General features: G+C 59.1%; 11 protein-coding genes. All 11 read right to left on the reverse strand.

Translation table 11 applies throughout. The annotated features are described in order from the left end of the window. Positions 1-3: 3 nt before the first annotated feature. The 11 genes from I2I05_RS15005 to I2I05_RS15055 all read right to left on the reverse strand — a co-directional run bounded on the left by I2I05_RS15005 (position 4) and on the right by I2I05_RS15055 (position 14,854). A complete protein-coding gene (locus tag I2I05_RS15005) occupies positions 4-1,194 on the reverse strand; it encodes a M20 metallopeptidase family protein (RefSeq protein ID WP_196283092.1) in 1,191 nt (396 codons plus the stop codon). A 16-nt stretch (positions 1,195-1,210) separates the two neighbouring features. Then, complete coding sequence (locus tag I2I05_RS15010) at positions 1,211-1,768, reverse strand: hypothetical protein (RefSeq protein WP_196283093.1); 558 nt, start codon at positions 1,766-1,768, stop codon at positions 1,211-1,213. Further along, positions 1,749-2,417: a deoxyribose-phosphate aldolase gene (gene deoC, locus I2I05_RS15015; RefSeq protein WP_196283094.1), complete on the reverse strand. Its 669-nt coding sequence runs from the start codon at positions 2,415-2,417 to the stop codon at positions 1,749-1,751. The genes I2I05_RS15010 and deoC overlap by 20 nt, the downstream gene beginning before the upstream one ends. 31 nt (positions 2,418-2,448) lie before the next feature. After that, a complete protein-coding gene (locus I2I05_RS15020; protein ID WP_196283095.1) occupies positions 2,449-4,272 on the reverse strand; it encodes a T9SS type A sorting domain-containing protein in 1,824 nt (607 codons plus the stop codon). Between the two features lie 159 nt (positions 4,273-4,431). Then, positions 4,432-7,836, reverse strand: coding sequence for a preprotein translocase subunit SecA (secA, locus tag I2I05_RS15025; protein WP_196283096.1), 3,405 nt, complete (start codon positions 7,834-7,836; stop codon positions 4,432-4,434). Positions 7,837-8,067: 231 nt separating this feature from the next. Then, positions 8,068-9,246 (reverse strand): UDP-galactopyranose mutase, encoded by a 1,179-nt coding sequence (glf, locus tag I2I05_RS15030; RefSeq protein WP_196283097.1) that lies wholly within the window; start codon positions 9,244-9,246, stop codon positions 8,068-8,070. A 73-nt stretch (positions 9,247-9,319) separates the two neighbouring features. Then, complete coding sequence (locus tag I2I05_RS15035) at positions 9,320-10,621, reverse strand: glycosyltransferase family 1 protein (protein WP_196283098.1); 1,302 nt, start codon at positions 10,619-10,621, stop codon at positions 9,320-9,322. Positions 10,622-10,813: 192 nt separating this feature from the next. Continuing rightward, positions 10,814-11,353, reverse strand: a complete 540-nt coding sequence (locus I2I05_RS15040; protein WP_196283099.1) for a GNAT family N-acetyltransferase — start codon at positions 11,351-11,353, stop codon at positions 10,814-10,816. Positions 11,354-11,376: 23 nt separating this feature from the next. Next, positions 11,377-12,174 (reverse strand): diaminopimelate epimerase, encoded by a 798-nt coding sequence (gene dapF / locus I2I05_RS15045; protein ID WP_196283100.1) that lies wholly within the window; start codon positions 12,172-12,174, stop codon positions 11,377-11,379. A gap of 144 nt (positions 12,175-12,318) precedes the next feature. Next, positions 12,319-14,142, reverse strand: coding sequence for a peptidoglycan D,D-transpeptidase FtsI family protein (locus tag I2I05_RS15050; RefSeq protein ID WP_196283101.1), 1,824 nt, complete (start codon positions 14,140-14,142; stop codon positions 12,319-12,321). Between the two features lie 223 nt (positions 14,143-14,365). Then, complete coding sequence (locus I2I05_RS15055; RefSeq protein WP_196283102.1) at positions 14,366-14,854, reverse strand: DinB family protein; 489 nt, start codon at positions 14,852-14,854, stop codon at positions 14,366-14,368. Positions 14,855-14,878: the final 24 nt, after the last annotated feature.

Here is a 14,878-nt window from a genome sequence, read left to right on the forward strand (position 1 = left end):
GTGCTACTGTCCGGCCAGCTCTTTCACGGCCAGCCACGCCATCAGGCCCGGCCCGGTGGCGAGGGCTTTTTCATCAATATCGAAGGTGGGCGTGTGCACAGAAGAAGCAAAGCGGCCGTCTTCGTGCCGGGTACCGAGGCGATAAAAACAGGCCGGGGCCGCCTGGGAAAAGTAGGCAAAATCTTCGGCAGCCATCCATTGGTCCAGTTCCACCACGTTTTCGGGGCCGAGGTATTCCTGAGCGGCGGCTTTCACGCGGGCTGTGAGGGAGGGTTCGTTCTCCAGATACGGATAGCCGCGCCGGATTTCCAGCTCGCACACCGCGCCCATGCTGTCGGCCAAGCCTTCGCAGAGGCGGCGCAGGTGCCCGTGGGCTTCGTTGCGCCACTCCTCGTTCAGCGTCCGGAAAGTGCCTTCGATGTAGACTTCGTTGGGAATCACATTGGTTGCGCCGTTGGCAATAACTTTTCCAAAACTCAGCACCGACGGAATCTTGGGGCTGGCCCGGCGGCTTACAATCTGCTGGGCGGCCACGATGATGTGCGCGGCCACCAGCACCGGGTCGAGGTTCATTTCGGGCATGGCGCCGTGGCCGCCCTTCCCGCGCACGGTTAGGTACAGTTCGTCGGTGCTAGCCATGTAGCGTCCCGAACGCAAGCCTACCTTCCCCGCTGGCAGGTGTGGGAATACGTGCTGCCCAAGCACATTCGACACCGCGGGGCTTTCCAGCACGCCCTCCTTTATCATGAGTGAAGCGCCACCGGGCAACCGTTCCTCGCCCGGTTGAAACATCAGTTTAATGTTGCCTTTGAACTCGCCTTTAAGTTCATTCAGAATGCGGGCGGCACCCAGCAACGAGGCCGTGTGCACGTCGTGGCCGCAGGCGTGCATCACGCCGGGGTTGGTGGATTTGTAGGGCACATCGTTGGCCTCCGTGATGGGTAGCGCGTCCATATCGGCCCGCAGAGCGATGGTGGGGCCGCCAGGCTGGCCTTCAATTAGGGCCACCACGCCGGTATTGGCAATGGAATGGGGCTGCAGACCGAGCTTTTCCAGCTCTCGCGTCACGAAAGCGGCGGTGTTGGTCTCTTCAAACGACAACTCCGGGTGGGCGTGCAAGTGGCGGCGCAGGGCCACGGTATCGGCCGCGTGGTGGGCCGCTAGGCGTTGAATTTGGGGAAGAAGTTCGGACATGGGGTTCTCCTAAAAATTAGGGGTTCTTGTTCAGCAGCACCTGGGTGGCTTCCAGCTCCAGCTTGGGCGCCAAGCCCCGGAGCTTGGCCAGGCCGCGGGCCGCCTCCAGCTTGGTCAGGTAGTCGCCGATGTACAGCCGGTAGACCGGCGATTTGAAGGAGATGTAGTCGGTTTCGTCGGGGTAGCGTTCAATGATGCTGCGGCGGATGGCCATCACCTGGTCGCGCTCCAGGCCCAGATATACCAGAATGCGGTAGCCTTGCGCGTACTTCACCTTCTCGTTCGTGTACGCCTGGTCGCGGAGGCGCTGCTCCATTGGAGCATTCACATGGTTGCTGGGCGTTACCGTCGTTTTGGCTGTTACGATTGTGCCGGCTGGTACAGCCTTTGGCGCCGCAAATACGGGCCGGTATTTAGTCACGTCCTCGGCCGGCATGGTGGGCACGGCAGCCGTAGTCTTCTTCGCCGTATCGGCCGGAGCACTGGCGCGCGGAGACTGGGGAGCAGTACTAGCACAGGCGGCCAGCCCCAGCAGCATGGAAGCCATCAGCATTTTAGGCAGCAGTTGTTTCATCGGTTGAAGTAATCAGGGCCACACTATTGGATGAGCCGATGCGGTCGGCGCCGGCCGCTACTAGGGCCAGAGCGGCTTCGCGGGTACGAATGCCGCCGGCGGCTTTAATGCGCACGGTTTCGGGCAGCACACGGCGCATCAGCTCCACATCGGCCACCGAGGCCCCCCGGCTGGCAAAGCCGGTGGAGGTTTTTACAAAGTCAGCCTCCCCGCCCACACACAGCTGGCAAGCCAGTTCTATTTCGGCTTCGGTGAGCAGCGCGGTTTCTATGATGACTTTTAGCAAGGCCTGGTGCACGTGGCAGAGGTCGGCCAAATCAAGGATTTCGGCTTGAATGGCCTCGGTTTTGCCCGACTTCAGCGCCGAGATATTGATGACAATGTCCAGTTCGGTGGCTCCATCATACAGCGCCGCTTCGGCTTCTTTAAATTTCGCGCTGCTGGTGGAATAGCCCAGCGGGAACCCAATCACGGTGCAGATTCCTACAGCTGTACCGGCCAGCTTCTCGGCGGCCAGGGCCACGTAGCACGGCGGTACGCACACCGTAGCAAAGGCATTCTCCCGCGCCTCCTCGCAAAGCTGGATAATTTGGGCTTCGGTGCAATCCGGGCGCAGTTGGGTGTGGTCTATTCGGGCGGCTAGGGTCATGGGGCAAAGGTAGGGCGGGATGCTGCCTCCCCTACTCCACTACGAGGCGCTGGGTTGTAGTGATACCGCCGGCTTCCACCTGCACAGCGTAGATGCCAGCGGGCAGGCCTGTCAGGTCCAACTCGTGGCGCAAGCCAGTAATGGACGGCGTTGCGGTTTGGGTACGCACGGAGCGGCCCAGGGCATCCAGTACGGTGAGCGTGGCCGTGCTGGCGCCAGCCAGGGCGGGGAACTGCACCGTGGCCCGGCCGTGGGCAGGATTGGGGAAGAGGGCGATGCGCTGCAGCACCGCTGAGGGGACGGCAGCGGTGATGGTTTGGTCAACGAACGAAGCCACGAAACCCACGCTGCCATTAGCCGGACCGGCAAAGGCAAGACTGCCGAAAGTGACTGTCTTACTCGCCTCGCCCGTTAGGAAAACACGGTTACCGTTAACTGCTAAGCCAATAACAGTCGAATAACCAAGCCCGCTTACTCCTTTTGCCCAACTGAAGGTTGCGGTGCCTGCGCCCTGTGTCTTGGCCACGAACAGGGCGTTTGGGTTAGGTGTGCCAAAGGCCGGATTGGTCAGCGTGGTGCCATCGAAGTCCGAGGTGGCACTGGTAAGTGTTCCAGCCACGTACACGTTGTCCCCGGATATTGCCAAATCAGTGTAAAGTCGTTGGCCGTTATTGCCGCCACCCTGCCTTACCCATGCAAATGTGCTGCTGGAACCCTCATCAGTGAGCTTGGCCAGAAAACCATCCCCGAATATATTGGGAGTGGTCAAGCGAATTCTTCCCCATTCTGCGGTGCCATGAAATGTACCTATCATGTATATATCCGATGCGTTCACAGCCAATTGAGTCACCGATTCATCAGTATATGCCCCTCCCACCTGCTGAGCCCATACCAAGCCAATAGATGAGCCGGCGTCTACCAATTTCAGCAAAAAACCATCGATGTTACCAGTGGAGCCTCCGCTGGTATTCTGCAGAATATGTCGCCCACGTACGGGCGCCCCAAAGTAAAGGTCGTCGCCTCGAAAGTTGCCTGCCACATACACGCTGGTGCCATTCACAACGAGGGCATTCATCTCGGTTCTGTACACTCCTCCTACCGTACTGGCCCAGGCAAAGCCCGCGCTGTGGCCAGCATCTACTAGTTTGGCCACAAACCCAAGCTGCCCAGGACCAATATTAACCAGAGTGTTGGCCCCGAAAGTTACCCGATTAAAAGAGGAGCACGTGTTGCCTCCCGGTCCATAATAACCTCCAGTACTGCTCATGCCCCCCATAAGGTAGATTTGGTTGCCACTAACGGCTAAACCACTTATCCTCTCGTCGAATATTCCCTGCGCCTGTTGTACCCAAGCAAAGGACGCGCTGTTGCCGGCGTCCACCAGCTTGGTTACGAAGATATCCGATGGTTCGTACTGGATACAATCGGTACTGATATTGGTCAGGCTCAAAGCCCCAAAAGAGGCTGTTTGGCTGGCGAAGCTTCCGCCTATGTACACGTTCGCGCCGCTCACTGTCACTGCACTCACCTCGTCGTACAAGCTTCCCCCCATCCGGTAAGCCCACAACCAACTCTCGGTTACCGGGTTCCACTTGGCTACGAATCCATCGGCGCCTCCCGCGCTGGTCAGCGTGATAGTGCCCAGGGTGATGGTATCAGTAAAGCGGCCGGTCACCAACACGTTGCCATTTGCATCCAGCGTCGTGGTCTGCACATAGGGATTCCCGTTGGTGGTATTGATTTGATGAGTGCTTGCCAGCATTTGCCAAGCCGGTACTTGCGCCTTGGCCTTTGGTGCAGCCAGGAACAGCAAGGCCAATAGCCAGCCGTATGAAAGTAGAACAGTAGTCTTCATAGCGACCTGGCAGAATTATAGGCAGAATTATAGGGAGAATTATAGGGAGAATTAACCAAAAATACTCCGGTAAATTCTTATGTATCGATAAACAAAAAATACCCCAGCTGATTGCAGGGGCATTTTTTGTTTATGCTTTATTGATTGGGCTCCGACCGACTAGTCCACCAGCACAGCGCGGCCGCTCACCACGTCTTGTTCCACGGACTTGTACTTGACATCGCGCACGATGCGGCCGTCCATGTACTGCACGCTCACTTTATCGTTACGGTTGGCTACTTTCTGGCTGCGGGCGGGAGTTTGCTTTTCGGCGATGGGGGCGTTGTCGGGGCCCATGTCCTCAGGGCCGGCACCGAGCGAGTCGAGCATCGATTCGTGCTCCACGGTGAGGCGGGGCGCGGGCTCCTCGTCTTCGAGGTAGTAATCGGGCTCTTCGTTGGTGCCCACCATGCCTTGCTGCACCGGCACGTCGGCGTGAAACAGGAACGAAGTAGTGTCTTCGTTCACCTTGCCAATCATGCGCTTAAACAACTCAAACGACTCGAACTTGTAGACCAATAGCGGGTCTTTCTGCTCGTACACCGCGTTTTGCACCACTTGCTTGAGGTCGTCCATCTGGCGCAGGTGCTGGGTCCAGGCCGTGTCAATCACGCTTAGCACCACCACTTTTTCCATTTGACGGAGAATGTCGTGGCCACCGGTGGCCTGGGCCTTCTTGAGGTTGGCGATGGCCTGCACTTGCTTTTTGCCATCCGTGAAAGGAACGGCGATGTTCTCGTAGGGCGAGCCGTTGTTCAACAGGTCGTTTACCAGCGGCAGGGCGTTGGTGGCGATGTGCTCGTTCTTGCTCTGGAAGTAGCCCAGGGCTTCTTCGTAGAGCTTCTGGGTGAGAGCGGGCAGTTGCAGGCTCGTGAGGTCCTGCTGGGTGAGGTACGTATCGTAGCCGAATACCTTGATGACGGCCAGCTTGAAATCCTCGAAATCACCCGTGATTTTGTGACCGGCGGCGATGTCCTCACTCACGTCGTAAATCATGTTGAGAATGTCGACTTCCATACGGTCGCCGTGCAGGGCGTTGCGGCGGCGCTTGTACACCACTTCGCGCTGGGCATTCATCACGTCGTCGTACTCCAGCAGACGCTTGCGCGTGCCGAAGTTGTTTTCCTCCACCTTCTTCTGGGCGCGTTCGATGGAGTTGGTAATCATCGAGTGCTGGATAACCTCGCCCTCTTCCATGCCCATGCGGTCCATCAGCTTCGCAATCCGGTCGGAGCCGAACAGGCGCATCAGGTTGTCCTCCAATGAAACGAAGAATTGCGACGTGCCGGGGTCGCCCTGGCGGCCGGCGCGGCCCCGCAGCTGGCGGTCAACCCGGCGCGATTCGTGGCGCTCCGTGCCGATAATGGCCAAACCACCCGACTCGCGGCTGGTTTCGCGCAGCTTAATGTCGGTACCGCGGCCGGCCATGTTGGTGGCGATGGTCACGGTGCCGGGGTAACCGGCGGCGGCCACAATCTCGGCCTCGCGCTGGTTCTGCTTGGCGTTCAAAACTTGGTGCGGAATACCGCGCAGCTTCAGCATGCGCGACATCAGCTCCGAAATTTCTACCGAAGTGGTACCCACCAGCACGGGACGGCCGGCTTCTACCAGCTTCTGGATTTCCAAGGCCACGGCGTTGTATTTCTCACGCACCGTTTTGTACACCTGGTCGTCGGAATCTTTGCGCGAAATCACCCGGTTGGTGGGAATCACCACCACGTCGAGCTTGTAGATTTCCCAGAACTCGCCGGCTTCGGTTTCGGCCGTGCCGGTCATGCCGCACAGCTTGTGGTACATGCGGAAATAGTTCTGCAGCGTTACCGTGGCGTAGGTCTGGGTGGCGTCTTCCACGCGCACGTTTTCCTTGGCCTCGATGGCTTGGTGCAAGCCGTCGGAGTAGCGGCGGCCTTCCATCACGCGGCCGGTCTGCTCGTCCACGATTTTTACTTTGCCGTCCTCGGTCAGGATGTACTGGTCGTCCTTCTCAAACAGCGTGTAGGCCTTCAGCAGCTGGTTCACGGTGTGCACCCGCTCCGATTTCTCCTGGTAGTCGCTCATCAGTTTCTCCTTCTGATGCAGCTTGTCTTCGGCCGAAATGGTGGCGTTTTTCTCGATGTCTGCGATGGCCATCCCGATGTCGGGCATGATGAACAGCTGCGGGTCTTCGCCCTGGGCCGTAATCAAGTCAATGCCCTTTTCGGTCAGCTCAATTTGGTTGTTCTTCTCGTCAATTGTGAAGAACAGCGGCATATCCGCCTTGGGCATCTGGCGCGAGTTGTCGGCCAAGTAGTGGTTTTCGGTGGCTTGCAACACCGCCCGGATTCCAGGCTCGGAAAGGAATTTGATGAGCGGTTTGCTCTTAGGCAGGCCGCGGTGGGCGCGGAACAGCATCAGGCCGCCCTCGCCGTTTTTGTCGCCTTCCTCGGCACCGGTTTTGCCTTCGGCGATGAGCTTGCGGGCCTGCACGAGGTAGTTCTGAACCACCTTCTTCTGCTCGTCCACCAAGCGCTGAATGCGCGGCTTGAGCTGGTAGAATTCGTGCACGTCGCCGCGGGGCACCGGGCCGGAGATGATGAGCGGGGTCCGCGCATCGTCAATCAGCACGGAGTCAACTTCGTCGACCATGGCGAAATGGTGCTTGCGCTGCACCAATTCCTCGGGGTCGCGCGCCATGTTGTCGCGCAGGTAATCAAAGCCGAATTCGTTGTTGGTGCCGTAGGTGATGTCGGCCTGGTAAGCGGCGCGGCGCTCCGGCGTGTTGGGCTGGTGCTTGTCGATGCAATCCACGGTGATGCCGTGGAACTCGAACAGCGGCGCGTTCCATTCGGAGTCACGCTTGGCGAGGTAGTCGTTGACGGTTACGAGGTGCACGCCGCGCTTCGACAGCGCGTTGAGGAACGACGGCAAGGTCGAAACCAGCGTTTTGCCTTCGCCCGTGGCCATTTCGGCAATTTTGCCTTGGTGCAACACCACGCCGCCGATGAGCTGCACGTCGTAGTGCACCATGTCCCAGACGATTTCAGCGCCGGCGGCCAGCCACTTGTTGCTCCAAATGGCTTGGTCACCTTGAATCACGCAGTTGGGGTGCGTGGTGGCGTATTCGCGGTCGTGGGCGTTGGCCGTCACCACCAGCTGGCCGTTTTCTTTGTAGCGGCGAGCTGTTTCTTTCACAATGGCGAAAGCGGGCGGTAATACCTCCAGCAGCACGGCTTCGAGGTCTTTGTTGCGCTGCTTTTCCAGGGCATCAATCTGCTCGAACAATACCTCCTTCTGGGCTACATCCAGCTGCGGCTGATTCTCGATTTGCTGGTGCAAACCGGCAATCTGCCCATCGAGCCCCGCGAGGCGCTCATCGATGCGGGAGCGGACAATTTGGGTCTGCTCACGGAGCTGGTCATCGGTCAAGCCGGCCAGTTTGGCATATTCGGCATTAATCAGCGCCACGTAGGGCACGATTTCTTTTAAATCGCGCTCCGACTTGGAGCCAAATATTTTGGCGACGGTCTTGCCTAGGAATTCAAACATCAGGTAGTTTTTTAACGAATAAGCGCCGGGGCGCACCCCAAATTTACGGAGCCTTCCGCTAAAACCGTCCCAAAACAAAAAGCCCCGCCAAAATGGCGGGGCTTTTTCTGTAGCGTGGACTCTGCGAGTCCGCGCCTCGATGGGTAACAGTGGATAATCGTGAGGACGTTTTGCAGTCCCGTGTTAGCCGCATTGCGGCGAGGCGCGGACTCGTAGCATCCACGCTACATGCTACTCTTGCTTTGGCGAGCGGCTCACGAGCTTTTCAACCAGCGCCGTGCTGCCCGAAATAGCGGGGCGGACGGGCTTGGCAGCGTTCTCCTTCTCAGTCAGCTTCTTGTAGAGCGTCAACGCTTGGGCCACTACCTGGTCCATGTTGTAGTACTTGTAGGTGGCGAGGCGCCCCACGAAATGCACGTTGGGCGTCTCATCGGCCAGTTTCTTGTACTTGTTGTACAGCTCGGCATTCTCCGGCATCGGAATCGGGTAGTACGGGTCTCCCTCTGCTTGCGGGTACTCGTACACGATGGCCGTTTTGGGGTGGTCCTGGCCGGTGAGGGCTTTGAACTCCGTGATGCGGGTGTAGGGGTGCTCGTTGGGGTAGTTCACCACGGGCGCGGCTAGGTGCTTTTCCTTGTTCAACGTTTCGTGCTTGAACTCGAGCGACCGGTAGGGAAGCTTGCCGAATTTGAAGTCAAAATACTCGTCTACCGGGCCGGTGAAAATCATTTCCTTGAAGGGAATGAAGTCCATCACCTCGTGGTAGTCGGTGTTGAGCATCACCTTGATGTTCGGGTGGTCGAGCATCTTCTCAAACATCCGGGTGTAGCCGTGCAGGGGCATGGCTTGGTAGGTGTCGGTGAAGTACCGGTCGTCGCGGTTGGTGCGGGTAGGCACGCGGCTGGTCACCGACTTATCAAGTTGCGAGGGGTCTAGGCCCCACTGCTTATTGGTGTAGTTCTTGAAGAATTTATTGTACAGCTCGCGGCCAACCTTGCTCACCACCACGTCTTCCGACGTTTTGATAACCGCCACGGGCTCGGCCACGGACGCAAAAAACTCGTCCAGCTCAAAGCTGGTCAGGTTCAAGCCATAGAGCTTGTTAATCGTGTCGAGGTTGATGGGCATCGGCACGTGCTGGCCGTCTACCGAGGCCAGCACGCGGTGCTCGTACGGGCGCCAATCGGTGAAATTGCCGAGGTAATCGAACACGTCTTTCGAGTTGGTGTGAAAGATGTGCGGGCCATACTTGTGCACCAGAATGCCGGCCTCGTTGTAATGGTCGTAAGCGTTGCCCGCAATGTGGCTGCGCTTATCGATGATGAGGACCTTCTTATTGCTGCGGGTAGCTAGCCGTTCGGCGAGCACGCTGCCGGCAAAACCGGCCCCAACGATGAGGTAATCGAACATAGTGCGTAGTAGGAGTATGGAAGTATGGAAAGCAAGGGACTAGTTAAAAGGCTGCCAGTAGGCAACCTGCTGCTTAATGGGCAGCGGTAATTGGCGGCAGCACTACTTCGGAAACCTTCGTGGCCATGGGCGGCGGCCCGGTTAGCGTGGTGCTGGCGTCGGCGGTTTTGGCCCCCAAGCGCTGCTGCATCAGGTCCACCATGCCCTGCCAGGTTTGGTCCCAGGAGATGGTGGCCAGGTAATCGTCGGTGCGCTGCCGCCAGTCGGCATCAGCGCGTTGAGTAAGCGCCTTTTCAATGGCAGCGCCGAAATCGGCGGCATTGTCGGCAATGTGCACAAGCTTCAACTCACCGTAGGGACGCACCACGTCACGAATTGGGGTGCTCACGACGGGGTTGCCGGCAGCCAGATACTCTGGGGTTTTGGTCGGCGAAATAAACTTGGTGCTTTCGTTATCCGCAAACAGCAATGTTGCTACATCCCAACCCTTTAAATAGGCAGGTAGTTCCTTGTAATCCTTACTGCCGAGGTAGTGAACGTTGGCGGTGCGAGGCAACGTGGCCGGGTCAATCTTCACCACCGGGCCAATGATGACAAATTGCCACTCCGGATGATTTTGAGACAATTCACGTAGCAGTTCAATATCGAGCCGCTCGTCGACCACACCGAAAAAGCCAATGCGCGGGTGCGGAATGGCAGCTTGGTCGGCGGGCTCGAGCATGGGACCTCGGGCCTGGCCAAAATGGTCCTTGTCGATGCTGCTGGGGAAAGCGTGCGCGTCGGGGTGCTGTTCGCGCTTGGCTTCGTAGAGCGTGTGGCCGCCCGTAAACACAAGGTCGGCTTTCTGGAACAGCTCCTGCTCGCGCTTTTTCAACTCTGGGTGGGCAAACTTGAAGTTGGCCAGTTCGTCCATGCAGTCATACACGGTGAGCAGCGGATGGAAATGGCGCGACTTGCCGAGCGCCATGGGGGTATAGTACCAAAAAACGTATTGGGTAACGCTGTGCTCGGCAAAGAAGTGGCTTAAAACTTCGAATTGGGCTTGGTCGCTGGCGGTTTCATCATCGCGCAGACGCTGGGGCAGATGCACCACCACCACCTTCACCCCGTTGTCGCGGTCTTTTACTTCAACGTGTGGCTCAACCAAGTTGTCGTTGTGGTAGAAGGCATCCTCCACATAAAATACCCGGCCGTGCTGCGCAAAACGCGAAAACAAATGCTGAGGGCGCTGCCACACAAAGTCCCAGTGCAAATGCGCAAAGCAAACCAGGTCAGGCAGGGTATAAGAAGCAGTATTTTCGGCAGCTGATGCGCTGGGCCGGGCAGCGGTGGAGGAGGCACGCAGAGGTGCTTCCGCCGTCGACGATGGTGGCATGGAAAACGGCAAGAAGGTAAGATTTCGCGCCGCTCCGGGACAACACAGGAGATACTACCGGGGCGCTTGTCCTACTATACGCACCCGCCGGGCCGAAGGATATGGTTCAGCTTACCGTACTAAATAAGACGCCCATTTTCATGGTTTCATTACAATATACAAGTAATTTGTTAATCCTAAAGCAGCTCTGATTTAGAGCAGACACTGCCATTCTACGGCATCTTCCCAGCTCGTAGGTGTGCGGAGCCACTGCTGCCGGGTGCCCACGCGCCGAAACCCGGCTGCGCGGAACAGTCTCAAACTACGCGTATTAGTAGCCCCCACAGTAGCATAAAGCTGGTGCAGCCTGAGCACCTGCCGGGCGTGGGTTTTCAGCAGCTCCAATGCCTGCCGGGCGTAGCCGTGGCGCCGCTCGGCGGCCAGGATAGTGATGCCAATTCCGGCGCGTTGGTGCAGCGGGTCGTAGTCGAATAGGTCAACGACGCCGACCGGAACACTGCTAATTTCAGTAGTAACCACAAGCCGTAGCTGTCGCACTACGTAGAAATCCGCAGTGGCATGAGCCAAATACTCCGCCAAGGCGTGGCGTGACACCGGCGCCAGCGTATCCGACACGCCCCAAATGTCGGGGTCGTTTTCCAACGCGAAAAGAAAGTCGAGGTCTTCGGGTTCCAATGCGCGCAAATACACGGCACCGGAGCGGGCGGGTTTCGGAATGGAGGAGGCAGCCATTGGCTAAGGTCAAAAACCCGAAACTAGATTTTCCCTTCAAACACCCGCACGGCTGGCCCGCTTAGCCACACGTTGTCGAAACCACCGTCGGGGCGCTGGTTGAAAGCGACCTCCAGTTCGCCGCCGGGCGTGCTCAGGCGCACGGGCGAGGTAGCGCCGCGCTGCGAGGCCGCCAGCGCTACGGCCGTCACGCCCGTGCCGCAACTTAAGGTTTCGTCCTCTACGCCGCGCTCGTAAGTGCGCACGGGCCAGGGCTGGCTGGGGTCGGCGGGCACTTCCACAAAATTTACGTTGGTGCCAGCCGGGTCGTAGGCTTGGTCATAACGAATATCGTGACCAGTGGCGAACACGTTGAAATTGGCCAGTGCCGGCGACTCCGTGGGGTCGAGGAAGTGGACGTGGTGGGGCGAGCCGGTGTGCAGAAAGACGTCGTCCTCCCCCCCCTCCGCTTCTTGCGGCGCGGCTACGTCAATCATCTTCAGGCGCACGGTGCCGTCGGTCTCCACGCGGGCATCGTGCGGGCCATCCACGGCCAGAAAATGAGTTTGGTCGGCAATCAGGCCCAGGAATTTGGCAAAGGCCACGGTGCACCGGCCGCCGTTGCCGCACATGGAGCTAGGGCGGCCGTCGGCGTTGAAATACACCATCTCAAAGTCGAAATCGGGCTTATTGCGCAGTAAGATGAGGCCATCGGCCCCAATGCCAAAGCGGCGGTGACAAAGGCGCGCAATCAGAGCTTGGTCAGTTTCGTCGAAAGCGTGGGCGCGGTCGTCAATCATCACGAAGTCGTTGCCGGTGCCTTGGTACTTGTGGAATTGCATGGGATGGTATTTAGCACACAAAAATAACTGTGATAGTAACGAAACGTCATGCAGAGCGCAGCGCAGCATCTCGCGTGCTGTCACTAATCTCTAACCGTTGAGTTACTACCACAGGCGAGATACTTCGCTGCGCTCTGCATGACACTAGTCGTCGTGCGGGCGGCTGCGGCGCTGAATGCGGGCCTCCCAGCGCTTGCGGCGGGGAGCGATGCTGCCGCGCAGGTATTTCTCCATGACCATGGCGGCGCAGGGCGCAGCAGCAGTAGCCCCAAAGCCCCCGTTTTCGATATAGACAGCCACGGCAATTTGCGGGTCGTTGGCTGGGGCAAAACCGACAAACGTAGCGTGGTCGTCGCCCTCGTCGTTTTCTACGGTGCCGGTTTTGCCGGCAACGGCAATGCCCACGTCGGCCAAGCTGGAGGTTTCGGCGGTGCCACCGCGCCGCATCACGGCCAGCATGCCAGGTATCAGCGCTTCAAAATTTGCGCTATCGATGAGGGTGCGGTGCTTTTGAGTGAACCGCGGCAGCGGGCCGTTATCGCCCACACTGCGCACAAAGTGGGGGGTGTAGTACCAGCCGCGGTTGGCCACAATGGCCACCATATTGGCCATTTGCAAGCCCGTAAGGTTGATTTCGCCCTGGCCCACGCTCAGCGAGTAGATGGAGCGGTAGTTCCAGCGCGGGGTCCGGCGGGCCTTGTCGTAATACGCAGCGGTGGGCAGGAAGCCGGGGCTTTCGCGGGGCACGTCCACGGTCAGCAGCGAATCGAGCCCAAACGAGCGGGCGTAGCGCCGCCAAGCATCGAGGTTGGCGTGGCGGGCGGCCACGGTATCGGTCCGCAGGCTGTCGGGCACGCGGTTGATGAGGGCGCGCATCACCTGGTAGAAGTAGGGGTTGCAGCTGTATTGCAGCCCCATGGTCAGGCTTTTGGCCTGCGGATGGTGGTGCACGCAGCTGATGAGCGACTGGTCGCAGCGAAATGAAGCATTGGGCTCGATGGCGCCCATTTGCAAGGCCACGGCCGCATTCACCAGCTTAAACACCGAGCCGGGCGGATTGGCCAGCATGGCGGGACGGTTGATGAGCGGCATGTCCTCGTGCTGCAGCAGCTTGGCGCGGTTGCCCGCTTGGTCGGGGGCGGTGAGGGTGCCCGCGGAGTACGTGGGGCCCGACACGGCGCACAGGATTTCGCCGGTGCGCGGGTCCAGTGCCACCAAGTAGCCTTTGCGGCCACCCAGCAGGCTTTCGGCATACGCCTGCAGCTTCACGTCGATGGTCAGGTGCAAGTCCTGGCCTTGCTGAAAGGCTGTGTCGGCTGCCCAAGTGCCGTGTTCCTGGCCTGCGGAGTCCACGAGGGGGTGCAGAAAGCCCCGGTGTCCGTTGAGCAGGCCGTTGTAGTAGGTTTCGACCCCGCCGCTGCGCAAGCGGTAAAAGCGCCCGCGCCGGTAGCGCATGGCTTGCTTCAGAAACGCCTGGGCGTTGGCATTCATGTAGCCCAGTACGGGTGCCCCCACGCGGGTGGTGTAGGCGCGGCCGCGCCGCTCGGTGAGGGTGAGGGCGGGCCACTCGGTGCGGTGGCGGCGCACCCGCTCGGCTTCGGTTTTGGTGAGCAGCAGGTGCACAGGGTAGCCAGCGGGAGCTTCTTCGTAGGGCAAGGCGGCGGCAATGCGCTTTTTAGTGGCTATCGGCCCCCAGCCCAACAGCTGGCCCAAGGCCGCGGTGTCGAGCGGGGGGCGGCGCGGCAAGCTCAGCAAAAACTGCGGCCGGGTATCCACCAGCACCGAGTCGTGGCGGTCGAGGATGCGCCCGCGCTGCGGAATATCAGTCAGCACTACCCGGCGGCGGGTGTACTGCACCGCAGTGTCCTGAACGGGCGCACTGGCCGGCGTGCCGGGCGAAGAGCAGGCGCACAGCCCGTTCAATACCATCCCTAAAACCAACGCTTTACAAGTAACGAATAGCCTCATAGGGAAATATTAGGGGTGGCGCGCTGCGGTGGCTAAGCTGACCGGGACTATCCCAGCCAGACCGCCACTAGCTCGCTACCGCAGTGCGCATACGGTAAAGCTAATTTACTGACTACCGTGGGGCTCACATTCTTCGATGAATCGGTCTCAGGGCCGTATTAAAGAGGTTGAATTACCCTGGAAGCCGTTGGCGGTCAGGGCAGAGCTGTCATCAGCCGTGCTGTTAAGAAATGGCTTTTCGCAACAAGGCAATCTGCCCGGCGTGGTAGAGGTAGTGCTGGGCCACCCCGTGCAGCATGACGTAGGCCGAAGAACCTGGGCTTTGCGCCTTATCAGGAAAAACCCCGATGGTGTGGTCCAGACTATCATCAGCTACAGCGGCGGCGGTTTGCAGCAGGCGCTCATGGGCAGCACGCAACTCGCTCAGCACCTGCTGCCAGTCAGCTTCGGTTGGGTTTTCGGGCGGTGCGGGCCAGTCTTCGGCGTCGCTGATTTCCAGTTGCGCGTTTTGCTGAATGCGGCGGGTCACCACCTCGGCCCAGACGCCAGCATGCCGCGTAATTTCCCAAATACTATGGGCCGCAGCCACGGGATGCTGGGCAGCTTGAGCAGCCGTAATGCCGTTGAGGTTGGTTAGCAGAGAAGGACCGGACCACGGTTCCCCATCGAATGCCTGGCGGAGTTGGTCGATGATGCGAGCAGTTTCAGACATGATAGAAGGCAAAAAGAGGTGCAG

The sequence above is a fragment of the Hymenobacter jeongseonensis genome (assembly GCF_015694725.1).
Classification (GTDB): Bacteria; Bacteroidota; Bacteroidia; order Cytophagales; family Hymenobacteraceae; genus Hymenobacter; species Hymenobacter jeongseonensis.